Genomic DNA, 15,413 nt, shown 5'->3' on the forward strand with positions numbered 1-15,413 from the left:
TCCGGGCGGACGCCGCGGGGCCCGCCCTCCGGGCGGACGGCGCCACTTTGCGGACACCCCCTAGTGTTCTGAGTCTGGAATTCTGTTTAGATGTAGGCTTTCGGTATGGCGATGGGGCGGCCGAAGGCCGAGTTGGTGTTGACCGATGAGGAGCGGGCCGCGCTCGAGGGCTGGGTGCGGCGCCGTTCGACGCCTCAGGCGTGGGCCTTGCGCTGCCGAATCATCCTGGCCTGCGCCGAAGGCGCGACGAACAAGGACGTTGCGGCCCTGGTGGGTTCCACGCCTCAGGCGGTGGGCCGCTGGCGGGCCCGTTTCGTGCAGTACCGGATCGCGGGCCTCGGGGACATGCCGCGTTCGGGCGGGCCCAGGACGGTGACGGACGAGCAGGTCGCCGCCTTGGTCACCAAGACGCTGGAGTCGACGCCGAAGGGGGCGACGCACTGGTCCACGCGGTCGATGGCCAAGGAGACGGGTCTGTCTCAGTCGACGGTGTCGCGTGTCTGGCGGGCGTTCGGCCTTCAGCCGCACCGGTCCGAGACGTTCAAGCTGTCGACGGATCCGTACTTCGTCGACAAGGTCCACGATGTCGTCGGCCTGTACCTGGATCCGCCGGAGCGGGCCCTTGTGTTCTGCGTCGACGAGAAGTCGCAGATCCAGGCCTTGGACCGGTCTCAGCCGGTGCTGCCGATGATGCCGGCGGTGCCCGAGCGGCGGACGGCGGATTACGTCCGGCACGGCACCACCACCCTCTTTGCCGCCCTCGAGGTCGCCACCGGCAAGGTGATCGGATCCCTGCACCGCCGCCACCGTGCCGAGGAGTTCAAGAAGTTCCTCGTCAAGCTCGACAAGGAAGTCCCGACCGGCCTCGAGGTCCACCTCGTGCTGGACAACTACGCCACCCACAAGACCCCGGACATCAAGAAGTGGCTGCTGGCGCACCCCCGGTTCCACCTGCACTTCACGCCCACCGGATCGTCCTGGCTGAACCTGGTGGAGCGGTGGTTCGCCGAGCTGACCAACAAGCAGATACGGCGAGGCGTTCACAAATCCGTCCAGGCCCTGGAGAAGGACATCCGCGACTGGATCGCCACGTGGAACCGCGACCCGAAGCCCTACGTGTGGACCAAGACTGCGGACGAGATCCTTGAACGCCTCGCCAGCTATCTGAACAGAATTCCAGACTCAGAACACTAGCGCTTGCGCGAGAGGGTCAGGCCGTCCGAGATCGCCAGCAGGACGGAGTCCATGCGGGTGTCGGCCTTGGCGTGCTCGTTGAACGCGCGGACGCTCGCGCCCCGGCTCTGCGGCGAGTCGTCGAGGACGGTGCCGTGGTACAGGGTGTTGTCGGTGACGATCAGCCCGCCCGGGCGCATCCTCGGCACGAGCTCCTCCCAGTAGAGGATCTGGTTCTCCTTGTCCGCGTCGACGTACGCCATGTCGATGTGCGGCTCCGTCGGCATGGCGCGCAGGGTTTCCAGCGCCGGGGCGATGCGCAGGTCGATGCGGTCCGCGACGCCGGCCGCGGCCCAGGCCTCACGGCCGTACGCGGTCCACTCCTCCGAGACGTCGCAGGCGATCAGGCGGCCGTCGGCGGGGAGGGCCTGGGCCATGGACAGGGCCGAGAAGCCGGTGAAGGTGCCGATCTCCACGATGTGGCGGGCGCCGGTCAGCCGGACCAGGAAGGCCAGCAGCGGGCCCTGTTCCTCCGCGGACTGCATGCCGGCCGACTCGGGGAACTTCTCCCAGGTGGTCCGCACGAGCCCCCGCTGGATGTCGTCCAGCGGGGGGTTGTGGGCCAGGACGTACTGGTAGAGCTCGTCGGTGATCTTGGTGCTGTTGCCCTTGGTCATGCGGTCAGTGTGCCGACCGCCCGCGGCGGCCCGGGGGTCATGCGGCCGGTGTGCCGACCGTCCGCGGCGGCCCGGCGGTCATGCGGCCGGTGTGCCGACCGTCCGGACGAACTCGCGGACGATCTCCTCGCCCGCCAGGACGCCGGCCCCGCTCAGGGCGGTCACCGTGGGGGCGGTCCAGCCCGCGTCGGCCAGCTCCCCGTGCCCCGGCCGCCAGGCGCGGTCGGCCGCGAGCAGCAGGTCGGCGTCGAGCAGGGAGTCGCCGGCGGCGAGGGTGGTGGCCGCTCCCGTGCGGCGGGCGACCTCGTACATGGCGGCGCTCTTGGTCAGCGGGCGCGGGACGGCGTAGATCTTGCGGCCCTGGAGGGAGACGGTCCAGCCGCGGGCCCCGGCCCACTCGGTCAGGGCCTTGAGCCACTCGTCGGGCACCAGCGCCCGTTCGACGACGAGGTACGCGAAGAGGTCCTCGGCGAGGCGCGCCTTGCGCAGCCACACCGGGTCGGACACGGCGAGCAGGTGCTGGTGCACCTCCTCCAGCGGGGCGCACTCCGCCGCGAGGCGTCCGGCCACCGCGCGCCGCCAGTCCCGGTCGGGGACGCCGTCCACCAGCAGCTGGCCGCCGTTGGCGCAGATGGCGTACCGGGCCGGGGGTCCGGGGAAGCGGATCCGCTGGTACTGCTTGCGGGTGCGCGTGGTGGTGGGGACGAAGACCGCCGACGGGTCGGCGGCCAGTCCGGCGAGCAGCGCCGCGGCCGTCTCCGTCATGTAGGACAGCGGCTTGCCCTCGTGGACCTCGACGCACAGCAGCCGGGGGGCCTCGGGGTCGGGCATGGTCAGGCCGAGGGCGGCCGAGGAGTAGATGAGGGTCCGGTCGAGGTCACTGGCTACGAGCACGGTCTCTTGGCGGGTCACTGGGAGGCCACTGCCTTTCCGTCGGCGCCCGTGGCGCCGCGCGTGAAGCGGGGGTGGATGAGTCCTACACAGGTGTACGGGAGGCCGTCGACCTCCTCGACCGGTACCCCGCGCTGCTCGGCGAGCAGGCGTACGTGGTCCAGGTCGGGGCCGGCCCCGCGCTGGGCCAGGATCTTCCACGGCACGCGGCGCAGCAGCACGCGGGTCGTCTCGCCGACGCCGGGCTTGACGAGGTTGACGTCGTGGATGCCGTACTCCTCGCTGATCCGTTCGACCGCCGCCCAGCCCACCCAGGTCGGGGTGCGGTCGGCGGCGAGGAGCTCCTTGACCTCGGCGGCGACGGCGTCGGCGACCTCGTCGAAGCGGGCGGCGACGGTGTCGACGAAGGCGGCGGAGACATCGGCTGCGGCCAGCTCCCGGTAGAACTTCGCGCCGTGGAAGTCGTGCGGGCCGACCAGGTCGGACCTGAGCACCGTACGCGAGACGAGTCCGGAAACGGTGGAGTTGAGGCAGGCGGAGGGGATCAGGAAGTCCTCGCGGGTGCCGTAGGTCTTGACGCAGGAGCCGGGGTCGGCGAGGACGACGATCTCCGGGTCGAAGCCCGGGAACTCCGCAAGGGCCTCGCGCAGCTCGCGGGTGATGGCGCCCTTGCCGGTCCAGCCGTCGACGAAGACGACGTCGGCGGGGTCGTGGTGGGCGGCGAGCCAGCGCAGGGCGTTGGCGTCGATGCCGCGGCCGCGGACGATGGAGACGGCGTAGTGCGGCAGGTCCAGGCCGTGCCGGGCGCGGGCCCAGCGGCGCATCAGTACGCCGACGGGCGTGCCGGCGCGGGCCAGGGAGACCAGCACGGGCGACGGGGAGCGTTCGGCGAGCACGGTCTCGGTGACGGTGCCGACGGCGCGGGCGATGCGGGCGGCCGAGGCCTCCAGGGCGCCGCGGTAGAGCTCCTGGTACTGCGGTGAGGGCTGGTACTCGACGGGCAGGGACTCGGCGTAGTGGGCGCCGCCCGCCTGGATGGCCTCCTCGCGCTCCTCGGTCGGGGCTTCCAGCCGCACGTCGGAGAGGTCCTGGAGGAGCCAGCCGACGTCCTCGGGGGCGTACGAGGAGAACGCCGGCCCCCGCAGCGGTTCGGGCAGCGGCGGCTGGGTCACGGTCGGCTCCTGCCGGTCGTCGGGGATGTAGGACGGGACGACGGCCAGGACGACCCGGCCGGTGTGCGGGGCGAGCCGGGCCAGCAGTCCGGCGTGCAGCTCGGGGGTGTCGCCGACGGAGTCGACGACGGCGACGACGGTGTCGAAGCCGGCGCCGGCAACGTTGTAGGCGTAGCGGTCGCCGGGCCCGTCGGCGGGGGCGTCGTGGGCGGGGAAGACCAGCCGGGTGCGGATGGCGTAGCCGGGGTCGTCGACGGCGAGGACGGGCGAACGGGTGGTGGTGGAGAACCGCACCTCGCGGGCCGTCCCGGACTCCTCCAGGGCCCGCGCGAGGCGCAGCGGCGCGTACATCAGCTCCTCGTTGCCGAGTACGAGGACCCGTCCGGGTTTCCGCGCCGAGCGCGTCGGCGAGGCGCCCGGCCATGGCGGGCAGGGCGGCCTCCAGCACCTCGCGGTGGGCGGCGGTGAAGCCGTGGCGGCCGCCGTCGGGCAGCCCGGCGGGCCAGCCGAGCGGCACCCTGTCGGCCGGCCGCCCCGGCCCGGCGGTGCCGATGGCCGGGGGTGGCGGCCGGGCGCGGTGCCGCCCGCGCCGCCGTCGGCCGGGGCGCCGGCGGCGGTTCCGGCGGGCGCCGGAGCGTCGGCGGCCGCGCGGCCGGAGGCCGGACCATCGGCGGACGTACCGGCGGAGGCCAGACCAGCGGAGGCCGGACCGGCGGAGGGTGCCGCCTCGTGTTCCTCTACCAGGGCCCGCCCCTTCTCCAGGACCCCCTCCGGGAGGGAGACCGTCCCGGAGGCCAGGGCGATCAGGTCCACCCGCGCGCCCAGCTCGGCGGCGAAGCCGGTGAGCCGGTCCCGGTCGGCGGCGGAGCGCATGTCCACGAGGGCGACGACCACGTAGTGCGTGCGCGGGTGGCGGGCGTGGAGGTCGCGGATGGTGTTCAGGACGGTGTTGCCGGTGGAGAACTCGTCGTCGACGAGGACCAGCGGCCCCTCGCCCGCCAGCAGCGCCGGGTCCTCGGGCAGCAGGAGGTGCGAGGTGGCGTGCGAGTGGGCCTCCTCGAACCCGCCCGCGGGCCGCAGGCCGGGCACCGGGCGGCGCGTGGAGTGCAGGTAGGCGGCGGGGCCCAGGCCGTCGGCGACGCAGTGGCCGAGCCCGGTGGCGGTCTCCGCGTACCCGAGGACGACCGCGTCGGCGGCGGAGTCGCCGAGCAGCTCGCGGACCCGGACGCCGAGCCCGTGCCCGGCCGCGTACACGGCCGCGGGCGACTGCGGGACGTGCTTGCCCAGCACCTGGGAGACCAGCAGGTGGGCCCGCTTGGGGTTGCGCCGCAGGGCCAGCCCGAGCAGTTCCCTCAGCTCGGGCGAGGCCCCGCCGTCGGCTCCGCTCAGGTCCACGCCCAGCCGCTCGGCGACCCAGGTTCCCGACCACACCGTGTCGATCGTCTTGCCCTTCCTCGTCATGGCCGGCCGGCTCACACTTGGAGCCCGGCCGTCAGGAGGTCGACGAAGCCGACCTCCTCCTTCGCCACACCGAAGACCTCGGCGCGCAGCACGGTGCGCTCGGCCCAGGCCCGGTGGGGCTTCACCTCGTTCATCTTGTTCGTGTAGGCGGAGCGCATCACTCCGCCGCCGCCGCGCTCGGGGCGCAGGATGTCCTGGGCGTCGCTGAACTCCTCGTGGGAGACCACCGACAGCGCGTGCACCGGCGTGACGTGGGCCGGGTGGATGCAGGTCTTGCCGGTCAGCCCGTTGGCGCGGTCGAGCTCGATCTCGCGCAGCAGGCCGTCCAGGTCGTGTTCGATCAGCGCGGTACGCAGCTCCTCCACGCCCTCCTCCAGGAAGGGGCTGCGGCGCAGCTGCGGCTTGAAGAGGCGCTGCTGGCTGCGGAAGTACTCCCAGACGGGGCCGGTGACGGTGAAGCCGGTGCCGTCGGCGCGGCCGAGGACGTTGACCACGTCGGCGATGACGCCGGCGACGATCTGGACGTCGTAGGCGGTCATGTCGGGGGTGCGGCGCAGTCCGTACACGGAGCAGAAGTCGGTGACGCCCAGGCGCAGGGCGAGGACCCGCTCGCGGTAGCGGTTGACGGTGTGCTTGATGTCGGCGAGGGCCCGGGCGCGGGTCTCCAGGTGGAGCAGGTCGGGGGTCTCCAGGACGGGCATGGCATACAGGCGGGGCAGTCCGGCTTCGGCCTCGGCGTGGGCGACGGCGTCCAGGAAGGCCGTTCCGCGGCTTGCGGTGAACTTCGGTAGTACGAATCCGGCCAGGTTCCGGACCGAGGCTCCGAGCCGCCGGACGAGGTCGGGAACCTGCTCCGGGGTGCGCACGCGGATGAAGAGGAGGGGGAGCCCGTGGGGGCCCGGGCCCTCGGCGTCGAGGGCCGCGAACTGCCGGACGAGGTTCTCCTCGCCGTCCACGACATCGGCGTCGCTGATGGAATCCTCCAGGCAGAGGACCATGGAGACGACGCCCCGCCCGGCCTGCTTGCGGATGTCGTCGGCCAGCCTGGGGCGGATGGCCGGGCTGTAGAGGGTGGCTCCGAGTGCGGCCGCGAGGATGCGGGCCGGGGAGGCCAGGTCGAACTCCGCCGGCTCCTGGTGGAAGAGGTCCTTGCGGACAGTGGGCGATATGTGCCCGAAGTGACGCATGTGCTTCCCCCGTACTGCCTCGGCGGCCCAACTGGCGTGGCCGGTAATAGTACGTACGAACGTGAGTCAAGAGTTCCTCAAGCACATGAAGTTCAGGTAACCCTCTTGCACCATGCCCAGCTCTCGCGTCCGGGACAAGGCCCTACGGGGGGCCGCATTGTCCCGGTCGGCCCCGGGAGGGCAGGATGACGGGCATGACGCACGCGATGCAGAAGGGCTCCAACATCCCGGTGACCGCCACGGCGGTCCGGGCGGTGCTGCGCTGGACCACCGGGCCGGAGGTGCCGGACGTGGACGCCTCCGCGCTGCTCGTGGGGGCGGACGGGCGCGTGCGCTCGGACGAGGACTTCGTCTTCTACAACCAGCCCCGGCACCCTTCGGGATCCGTGTGGCGGCTGGGCAAGAAGCAGGTGGGCGACGGGGTGACCGACGCGGTCCAGGCGGACCTGCGGTCCGTGCCGCCGGTCGTGGACCGGGTCCTGGTGGTGGCCTCCGCCGAGGACGTGCCGTTCGAGCAGGTCCGCGACCTGCGGATCCAGCTGTACGACGCCACGCCGGGCGGCGCTCCCGAGCCGCTGGCCCACTTCGACGTCCGCCCGGAGACCGGCTCCGAGACGGCGCTGATCTGCGGGGAGCTGTACCGCCGGGGCGAGGGGTGGAAGTTCCGCGCCCTGGGCGAGGGCTACTCCGACGGCCTGGTGGGGCTGGCGACCGACCACGGGATCTCCGTCGACGAGAACGCCGTCGAGGCGGCCGGAGCGGCCGCGGAGCCGGCCCCGGCCGCCGCCGGCACGCCGGGGGACGACCGCACCGCCGCCATGCGGCCGCCGGCGCAGACCCCGGTCACCCAGGCCCCGCCGGCCGCACCGCCCGCGTACGGGTACCCGCAGCCGGTGTCCCCGGTGCCGGTGCCGGCTCCGGGCGGGGACCCGTCGTTCCGGCTGCCGGTGCAGGGTCCGCAGTTCATCCGCCGCTGACGCCGCCGAGGCCGCCGACGCCGCTGACGCCGCCGACGGGACGGGGGCTTCCCGGCCCCCGCCCCGCATCCCGGGCTCAGGCCTTGGTGCTCTTGTAGCCCCGGCCCCACTGGAGCCCCCAGCCGTACAGCCGGTCCAGCTCGGCCTGGAACCCGTACACGAACTTCACCTCGCGGCGCACGACCAGCTCTCCCTTGACCTTCTCCATGGACAGCACCGCGCAGGAGCGGGCCTGCGGGTGCCGCTCGTCCAGCGGGATCTCGATCCGGGGCCCGGCGGTCGGGTAGAGGGTGACCAGGGCGTGGGTCCGGTCGAAGGCCGGGGTCTGGTCGTAGATGTAGACGAAGACCAGCAGCCGTTTGATCTCGTCGGCGTGGTCGAGGTTGACGTAGAGGGTCTCCCCCGAGGCCGAGCCGAACCGGTCGTCGCCGCTGAGCTTCACGTACGGCGGGTCGTTGAGGTCGCCGAGCAGGTTGCCCAGCGGCTGTACGGCGCCGCGGGTGCCGTCGGTCAGCTCGTAGAGGCAGCCCATGTCCAGGTCCACGTTGACCATGCCCTGGGTGTGGGCCTGCACGATGTCGGGTTTGAAGAGTTTGAACGGGTGCCGGAAGAGCTGCCCGCTCTGGCCGGAGCGGCCGCCGAAGTCGGAGGTGCGCATCCGCCAGGAGAGGTTCACGCGCATGTTGCCGTGGACGGCCTGCTGTTTGGTGAGCGACACCGTCGGCTGCCGTTTGGTGAGCTCGATGGCGTTCGACGAGGCGTTGCCCGAGTCGAAGCCCATGGCGCGAGCGCCCCTGATCCCGTCGAAGAACCCCATGTTCCAACCCCCCAGGTCGGTCCGTGCAGCGGAGAATGCGGCGGGGCGGCCGCGCGGTCCAGTGGATCCGCGATACCGCCCCGTCGTTACCGGAAGCGTTCCGCAATCAGCGCCGGGTCACACCCCGGCACCGACCTCCGCGGGGCTGTCGCCGCCCTCGGCCTCCAGCCGCTTGTTGCGGCGCACCGAGGACCAGAAGGACCAGGCGATGAGCACGACGCCGACGAGGCCGGTGATGACCTCGTTGATCTCGTACTGGATGGTGACGAGCAGGATCACGGCCAGGGCGCCGATCGCGTAGTGCGCGCCGTGCTCCAGGTACACGTAGTCGTCGAGGGTGCCCTGGCGGACCAGGTAGACCGTGAGCGACCGGACGTACATGGCACCGATGCCGAGGCCGAGGGCCATGAGCACGATGTCGTTGGTGATGGCGAAGGCGCCGATGACGCCGTCGAAGGAGAAGGAGGCGTCGAGGACCTCCAGGTAGAGGAACATGAAGAACGCGGCCTTGCCGGCCATGGCGACGGCCGAGACGGGCTTGCCGCTCTTCTTGGCCGCTTCCTCCGCCTCGTGCTCGGCCTCTTCCTCCTCTTCGAGCTTGTTCTCGAAGTAGCCGGAGAGACCGCCGACGATCATGTAGGTGATCAGGCCGAGGACGCCGGAGACCAGGACGGTCTGCGCCTTGTCCACGTGGGTGCCGCCGTGCTGGTGGGCGTTGGCGGCGAAGGTCATCGAGGTGATGACCAGGACGATCAGCGCGATGCACGCCGACAGCATGTCGATCTTGCCGAGCTTGGCGAGCGGGCGCTCCAGCCAGGCGAGCCACTTGATGTCGCGGTCCTCGAAGATGAAGTCGAGGAAGATCATCAGCAGGAACATGCCGCCGAAGGCGGCGATGGACGGGTGGGCGTCCGTCACCAGCTGCTTGTACATCTCCTTGTCGGTCATCGCCAGGTCGACGGCCTCGATGGGCCCGATCTTGGCGCTGATCGCCACGATGACGACGGGGAAGACCAGGCGCATGCCGAACACGGCGATCAGGACGCCGACCGTGAGGAAGATCTTCTGCCAGAAGGCGTTCATCTTCTTCAGGATTCCGGCGTTGACCACCGCGTTGTCGAAGGACAGCGAGATTTCGAGGATCGACAGGATCGCCACGATCCCAAAAGCGGTCCACCCCCCGTAGAACACCGCTGCGACCAGACCGAGCGCAGTGACTGCGAACGACCAGCCGAAGGTTTTGAGAACCACTGGCACCCCATCGTCTTGTACGGCTTTACGAAACGTTGACCCCGAAGTCTAGAGCGATGCCCCGCAGCCCCGACGCGTACCCCTGTCCTACCGCACGGAACTTCCATTCGCCCCCGTACCGGTAGACCTCGCCGAAGATCATCGCGGTCTCGCTGGAGGCGTCCTCGGTCAGGTCGTAGCGGGCGAGTTCCTGGTCGTCGGCCATGTTCACCACGCGGATGAAGGCGTTGCTCACCTGGCCGAAGCTCTGCCGGCGGGAGTCCGCCTCGTGGATCGAGACCGGGAAGACGATCTTGTCGACCTGGGCGGGGACCTTCGTGAGGTCGATGATGATCGACTCGTCGTCGCCTTCACCCTCGCCGGTGAGGTTGTCCCCGGTGTGTTCGACGGAGCCCTCGGGGCTCTTGAGGTTGTTGTAGAAGACGAAGTACTCGTCCCCCAGCACCCGGCCGCTGTTGCACAGCAGTGCGCTGGCGTCGAGGTCGAAGTCCGCCCCCGTGGTCGAGCGCGCGTCCCATCCGAGACCGACCAGAACCCGGGTGAGGTTCGGTGCGGCCTTGGACAGGGAGACGTTGCCCCCCTTGGCGAGTGTGACGCCCATGATGTGGTCCTCCCCGGACGACGTGATGGTGGTGGCCGAGCCACCCGCTCATGGTGGCAAAGCCGGTCCGGCGCCGTACACAGGGGTGCACGGCGCCGGACGGACGAACTGCTCTGGGGTTTCGGCTCAGACGTTGACGCCGAAGTCCTGCGCGATGCCGCGCAGGCCCGAGGCGTAGCCCTGGCCGATGGCGCGGAACTTCCACTCGGCGCCGTTGCGGTACAGCTCGCCGAAGACCATGGCGGTCTCGGTCGAGGCGTCCTCGGAGAGGTCGTAGCGGGCGAGCTCGGTGTTGTCGGCCTGGTTCACGACGCGGATGTAGGCGTTGCGGACCTGGCCGAAGCTCTGCTGGCGGGTCTCGGCCTCGTAGATCGAGACGGGGAAGACGATCTTGGCGACGTCGCCCGGGACGCCGGCGAGGTTGACCTTGATGGCCTCGTCGTCGCCCTCGCCCTCGCCGGTGGTGTTGTCACCGGTGTGCTCGACCGACCCGTCCGGGCTCTTCAGGTTGTTGAAGAACACGAAGTTCGAGTCGTTGGCGACCTTGCCCTGGTCGTTGGTCAGGATCGCGCTGGCGTCGAGGTCGAAGTCGACACCGGTGGTGGTGCGAGCGTCCCAGCCCAGACCGACGATGACCGCCGTCAGGTTAGGCGCGGCCTTGGTCAGCGAGACGTTGCCGCCCTTGCTGAGGCTGACTCCCACGGGTCCTCCATTGGTATTCGTATGGGGCGGGGCCCCGTCGTGCGTTGCTACCGGATCAACGGTTCGATCCTAGTGACGGGTTCCCGCCCACAGGCGGTTTTCGTGCGGAAGCCGCGGACGGGTCCGCTTCCGGACCCGGTCCGGGAGCCGTCGGGGCCGTCTCAGAGGCTGTCGAGGGCCTTGATGTACTCGTTCAGGTCACGCGCGTCGGGCAGGCCGTTGACGACGGTCCAGCGCACGATGCCGTCCTTGTCGATGACGAAGGTGCCGCGGACGGCGCAGCCCTTGTCCTCGTCGAAGACGCCGTAGGCGCGGGAGGTCTCGCCGTGCGGCCAGAAGTCGGACAGCAGCGGGTACTCCAGGCCCTCCTGCTCCGCGAAGACGCGCAGGGTGGGGACCGAGTCGTTGGAGACGGCGAGCAGCTGCACGTCGTCGTTCTGGAAGCGGGGCAGCTGGTCGCGCAGCTCGCACAGCTCACCCGTGCAGACGCCGGTGAAGGCGAAGGGGTAGAAGAGCAGCACCACGGCCTTCTCGCCGCGGAAGTCGGAGAGCCTCACGGTGGCGCCGTGGTTGTCCTTGAGCTCGAAGTCCGGGGCCTTGTGTCCGACCTCGATCGCCATCTCTCGCATCCCTTCGTTTCCTGCGTCCCCGCACGGGGCCGTTCGGGTGAGGCCCAGCCTACGGCCCGCCCCCGCGGACCGGACCGGACCGGCGCGCCGGAAGTGCTCCCCGCGCCGGAAGTGCCGCCCGCGAGCGGCGCGTGCGCACCGGCCCCGGAACGCGCACACCCCGCCGGCCGGGGGTGTCCCGGTCGGCGGGGTGTGCGTTCCGCTTGGCTGCGGGGCGCAGATCAGCGCTTGGACTTGGCCGCCTTCGGCGTCACCAGCTTGGTGGAGGTCCACTCCTTGCCGACGGGGCCGCCCTTGGCGAGCGACAGGCCCGCCGTCTCGGCGGCCTCGCTGATGTCGCTGGCCACGACATAGCCGTCACGGCCCGTCTTGGGGGTCAGCAGCAGGATCAGTGCGCCGTCCTCGACCAGCTCGGTCGCGTCGACCAGGGCGTCCGTCAGGTCGCCGTCCTCGTCGCGGAACCACAACAGCACCGCGTCGGCGCCCTCGTCGTAGTCCTCGTCGACCAGCTCGCTCACGAGGGTCTCGACGACGTCACGGAATTCCTGATCGACGTCCTCGTCGTAGCCGATCTCCTGGACCACCTGTTCGGACTGGAAACCCAGCCGGGCGGCCAGGCTCTCCGCGTGGTCCGCGGTCGCGCTCACGGGGTGCCTCCTGCTCATGTTCGGTGAATGTCTTTCGGCGGCGCGCGTACGCGCAGCATTGGGCGTAGTCCACACGGGCGCGGCGGATCGCGCAAGTACCCGGCCGCCGAGACCGTCGAAACGGTGACGATTGCGGCCGTCTCGCCGCAACTTTGCCGCAACTTTCAGGCTTCCCCGATGGACCACCGGTGATTCATCCCACACCATTCCAGCTCATTCGGCATCGCATGAGGACTTTCCTACCTGTTTGAGGGACGAACGTCCTTACGAACCGGCTGATCGCCTTGGGCGTAAAGTTGCGATTCGGCCCGGCAGCCGGCGCAGGCACACCGGCCGCTCCTTCGCCGCTCCAGGTGTTACCCAGTGGTAGAGGTGAAGATTCGGGCCGGGCGTAAGACCATGGGAGGCGGCGACCCAGGGCACGACTCCCCCGACAGCGAAGGAACAGCGTGGCTTCCGCATCCGATCGCAACCCGATCATCATTGGCGGTCTTCCGAGCCAGGTCCCGGACTTCGATCCGGAGGAGACGAAGGAGTGGCTCGACTCCCTCGACGCCGCGGTCGACGAGCGGGGCCGGGAGCGCGCCCGCTACCTGATGCTGCGGCTGATCGAGCGGGCCCGCGAGAAGCGCGTGGCCGTGCCGGAGATGCGCAGCACGGACTACGTCAACACCATCGCCACCAAGGACGAGCCGTTCTTCCCCGGGAACGAGGAGATCGAGCGCAAGGTCCTGAACGCGACCCGCTGGAACGCCGCGGTCATGGTCTCCCGCGCCCAGCGGCCGGGGATCGGCGTCGGCGGCCACATCGCCACGTTCGCCTCCTCCGCCTCCCTCTACGACGTGGGCTTCAACCACTTCTTCCGGGGCAAGGACGAGGGCGACGGCGGCGACCAGATCTTCTTCCAGGGCCACGCCTCCCCGGGCATCTACGCCCGCGCCTACCTCCTGGACCGGCTCACCGAGCAGCAGCTCGACTCGTTCCGGCAGGAGAAGTCGAAGGCCCCGCACGGCCTGTCCAGCTACCCGCACCCGCGGCTGATGCCGGACTTCTGGGAGTTCCCGACCGTCTCGATGGGCCTCGGCCCGCTCGGGGCGATCTACCAGGCGCGGATGAACCGGTACATGGAGGCGCGCGGGATCGCGGACACCTCCAAGTCCCACGTTTGGGCGTACCTCGGCGACGGCGAGATGGACGAGCCGGAGTCGCTCGGCCAGCTGTCGCTGGCGGCGCGCGAGGGCCTGGACAACCTGACCTTCGTCGTGAACTGCAACCTCCAGCGCCTCGACGGCCCGGTGCGCGGCAACGGCAAGATCATCCAGGAGCTGGAGTCGATCTTCCGCGGGGCCGGCTGGAACGTCATCAAGCTGATCTGGGACCGCTCCTGGGACCCGCTGCTGGCGCAGGACCGCGACGGCATCCTGGTCAACAAGATGAACTCGACCCCCGACGGGCAGTTCCAGACGTACGCCACCGAGTCGGGCGCGTACATCCGGGAGCACTTCTTCGGCGGCGACCAGCGGCTGCGCGCGATGGTCGAGAACATGACCGACCAGCAGATCCAGCACCTGGGCCGTGGCGGCCACGACCACAAGAAGGTCTACGCCGCGTACGCCGCGGCCAAGGCCCACAAGGGCCAGCCGACGGTGATCCTGGCGCAGACGGTCAAGGGCTGGACGCTCGGCCCGAACTTCGAGGGCCGCAACGCCACGCACCAGATGAAGAAGCTGACGGTCGACGACCTCAAGCGCTTCCGCGACCGCCTGCACATCCCGGTCACGGACGCCCAGCTGGAGAGCGGCGCGCCGCCGTACTACCACCCGGGCCGCAACTCGCCCGAGATCCAGTACATGCACGACCAGCGCAGCGCCCACGGCGGGTACGTGCCGACGCGCGTGGTGCGGGCCAAGCCGCTGCAGCTGCCGGACGAGAAGGCGTACGCGGCGGCCAGGAAGGGCTCGGGCCAGCAGTCGATCGCCACCACGATGGCCTTCGTCCGCATCCTGAAGGACCTGATGCGGGACAAGGAGATCGGCAAGCGCTTCGTGCTGATCGCGCCCGACGAGTACCGCACCTTCGGCATGGACGCGTTCTTCCCGAGCGCCAAGATCTACAACCCGCTGGGGCAGCAGTACGAGGCGGTCGACCGCGACCTGCTCCTCGCGTACAAGGAGTCCCCGACCGGCCAGATGCTGCACGACGGCATCTCGGAGGCGGGCTGCACGGCCTCGCTGATCGCCGCGGGATCGGCGTACGCGACGCACGGCGAGCCGCTGATCCCGGTCTACGTCTTCTACTCGATGTTCGGTTTCCAGCGCACCGGTGACCAGTTCTGGCAGATGGCCGACCAGCTGGCGCGCGGTTTCGTCCTGGGCGCGACCGCCGGCCGGACCACCCTGACGGGTGAGGGCCTTCAGCACGCCGACGGTCACTCCCTGTTGCTGGCGTCGACGAACCCGGGCTGCGTCGCGTACGACCCGGCCTACGGCTACGAGATCGCCCACATCGTCAAGGACGGTCTGCGGCGCATGTACGGGCCCGACGCCGAGGACGTCTTCTACTACCTGACGGTCTACAACGAGCCGATCCAGCACCCGGCCGAGCCGGCCGGCGTCGACGTGGACGGCATCCTCAACGGCATCCACCGGGTCTCCGAGGGCACCTCGGGCGCCGTCGCGGCACAGATCATGGCCTCGGGCGTGGCGGTGCCGTGGGCCCTGGAGGCGCAGCGGATCCTGGCCGCGGAGTGGAACGTCCGGGCGGACGTCTGGTCGGCGACCTCCTGGAACGAGCTGCGCCGCGAGGCCGTCGAGGTGGAGGAGCACAACCTGCTCCACCCGGAGGAGGAGCAGCGCGTCCCGTACGTGACGCGGAAGCTGTCGGGCGCGGAGGGGCCGTTCGTGGCGGTCTCGGACTGGATGCGCGCGGTGCCGGACCAGATCTCGCGCTGGGTGCCGGGTGCGTACACCTCGCTGGGCGCGGACGGCTTCGGCTTCGCGGACACGCGTGGCGCGGCGCGGCGCTTCTTCCACATCGACGCCCAGTCGGTGGTCCTGGCGGTGCTCACCGAGCTGGCCCGGGAGGGCAAGGTCGACCGTTCGGTGCTGAAGCAGGCCGTCGACCGGTACCAGCTGCTGGACGTGGCGGCGGCCGACCCGGGCGCGGCGGGCGGCGACGCCTGACGCCTGCGGCGAGTCAGCGGGTGCGGGCCCCGTCCGGATGCCGGGC

General features: G+C 70.6%; 13 protein-coding genes. 3 read left to right on the plus strand and 10 right to left on the minus strand.

The genetic code is table 11. The annotated features are described in order from the left end of the window. The first annotated feature begins 111 nt into the window (after positions 1-111). Positions 112-1,194 carry an IS630 family transposase gene (locus tag SSNG_RS10935; RefSeq protein ID WP_206731370.1) on the plus strand — a complete coding sequence of 361 codons (1,083 nt, stop codon included), beginning with the start codon at positions 112-114 and terminating at the stop codon, positions 1,192-1,194. Here SSNG_RS10935 and SSNG_RS10940 read toward each other — a convergent pair. The 4 genes from SSNG_RS10940 to SSNG_RS10955 all read right to left on the minus strand — a co-directional run bounded on the left by SSNG_RS10940 (position 1,191) and on the right by SSNG_RS10955 (position 6,561). After that, a complete protein-coding gene (locus SSNG_RS10940) occupies positions 1,191-1,850 on the minus strand; it encodes an O-methyltransferase (RefSeq protein ID WP_007263885.1) in 660 nt (219 codons plus the stop codon). The two genes, SSNG_RS10935 and SSNG_RS10940, sit on opposite strands and share 4 nt — an antisense overlap. Positions 1,851-1,928: 78 nt before the next feature. Further along, positions 1,929-2,762 carry an HAD family hydrolase gene (locus SSNG_RS10945; protein WP_206731289.1) on the minus strand — a complete coding sequence of 278 codons (834 nt, stop codon included), beginning with the start codon at positions 2,760-2,762 and terminating at the stop codon, positions 1,929-1,931. Further along, positions 2,759-5,374 (minus strand): phosphoribosyltransferase, encoded by a 2,616-nt coding sequence (locus SSNG_RS10950; RefSeq protein ID WP_007263887.1) that lies wholly within the window; start codon positions 5,372-5,374, stop codon positions 2,759-2,761. Before SSNG_RS10950 ends, SSNG_RS10945 begins: the two co-directional genes overlap by 4 nt. A gap of 11 nt (positions 5,375-5,385) precedes the next feature. After that, complete coding sequence (locus tag SSNG_RS10955) at positions 5,386-6,561, minus strand: HpcH/HpaI aldolase/citrate lyase family protein (protein WP_007263888.1); 1,176 nt, start codon at positions 6,559-6,561, stop codon at positions 5,386-5,388. A 194-nt stretch (positions 6,562-6,755) separates the two neighbouring features. On the opposite strand from SSNG_RS10955, the gene SSNG_RS10960 reads away from it, so the two are divergent. Next, complete coding sequence (locus SSNG_RS10960; protein WP_042800856.1) at positions 6,756-7,538, plus strand: TerD family protein; 783 nt, start codon at positions 6,756-6,758, stop codon at positions 7,536-7,538. A 76-nt stretch (positions 7,539-7,614) separates the two neighbouring features. On the opposite strand, the gene SSNG_RS10965 is transcribed toward SSNG_RS10960, so the two are convergent. The 6 genes from SSNG_RS10965 to SSNG_RS10990 form a co-directional block, all read right to left on the minus strand. Next, positions 7,615-8,355: a hypothetical protein gene (locus SSNG_RS10965; protein ID WP_007263890.1), complete on the minus strand. Its 741-nt coding sequence runs from the start codon at positions 8,353-8,355 to the stop codon at positions 7,615-7,617. A gap of 117 nt (positions 8,356-8,472) precedes the next feature. Beyond that, positions 8,473-9,606 (minus strand): DUF475 domain-containing protein, encoded by a 1,134-nt coding sequence (locus SSNG_RS10970; RefSeq protein ID WP_042800857.1) that lies wholly within the window; start codon positions 9,604-9,606, stop codon positions 8,473-8,475. 25 nt (positions 9,607-9,631) lie between these two features. Beyond that, complete coding sequence (locus tag SSNG_RS10975; RefSeq protein ID WP_007263892.1) at positions 9,632-10,207, minus strand: TerD family protein; 576 nt, start codon at positions 10,205-10,207, stop codon at positions 9,632-9,634. A 126-nt stretch (positions 10,208-10,333) separates the two neighbouring features. Next, positions 10,334-10,909 (minus strand): TerD family protein, encoded by a 576-nt coding sequence (locus SSNG_RS10980; protein WP_007263893.1) that lies wholly within the window; start codon positions 10,907-10,909, stop codon positions 10,334-10,336. Positions 10,910-11,070: 161 nt separating this feature from the next. Then, complete coding sequence (locus SSNG_RS10985) at positions 11,071-11,529, minus strand: peroxiredoxin (RefSeq protein WP_007263894.1); 459 nt, start codon at positions 11,527-11,529, stop codon at positions 11,071-11,073. Between the two features lie 230 nt (positions 11,530-11,759). Continuing rightward, entirely contained in the window at positions 11,760-12,185 is a 426-nt protein-coding gene (locus SSNG_RS10990; protein ID WP_042800858.1) for a DUF3052 domain-containing protein, read from the minus strand. Positions 12,186-12,634: 449 nt separating this feature from the next. On the opposite strand from SSNG_RS10990, the gene aceE reads away from it, so the two are divergent. Next, a complete protein-coding gene (aceE, locus tag SSNG_RS10995; protein ID WP_007263896.1) occupies positions 12,635-15,367 on the plus strand; it encodes a pyruvate dehydrogenase (acetyl-transferring), homodimeric type in 2,733 nt (910 codons plus the stop codon). The last annotated feature ends 46 nt before the right edge of the window (positions 15,368-15,413 follow it).

Source organism: Streptomyces sp. C (assembly GCF_000158895.1).
Classification (GTDB): domain Bacteria; phylum Actinomycetota; class Actinomycetes; order Streptomycetales; family Streptomycetaceae; genus Streptomyces; species Streptomyces racemochromogenes.

Coding starts and splice junctions, on each gene's coding strand:
- SSNG_RS10935 (WP_206731370.1), top strand. CDS start 112: ATGGGGCGGCCGAAGGCCGAGTTGGTGTTGACCGATGAGGAGCGGGCC.
- SSNG_RS10940 (WP_007263885.1), bottom strand. CDS start 1,850: ATGACCAAGGGCAACAGCACCAAGATCACCGACGAGCTCTACCAGTAC.
- SSNG_RS10950 (WP_007263887.1), bottom strand. CDS start 5,374: ATGACGAGGAAGGGCAAGACGATCGACACGGTGTGGTCGGGAACCTGG.
- SSNG_RS10955 (WP_007263888.1), bottom strand. CDS start 6,561: ATGCGTCACTTCGGGCACATATCGCCCACTGTCCGCAAGGACCTCTTC.
- SSNG_RS10960 (WP_042800856.1), top strand. CDS start 6,756: ATGACGCACGCGATGCAGAAGGGCTCCAACATCCCGGTGACCGCCACG.
- SSNG_RS10965 (WP_007263890.1), bottom strand. CDS start 8,355: ATGGGGTTCTTCGACGGGATCAGGGGCGCTCGCGCCATGGGCTTCGAC.
- SSNG_RS10975 (WP_007263892.1), bottom strand. CDS start 10,207: ATGGGCGTCACACTCGCCAAGGGGGGCAACGTCTCCCTGTCCAAGGCC.
- SSNG_RS10985 (WP_007263894.1), bottom strand. CDS start 11,529: ATGGCGATCGAGGTCGGACACAAGGCCCCGGACTTCGAGCTCAAGGAC.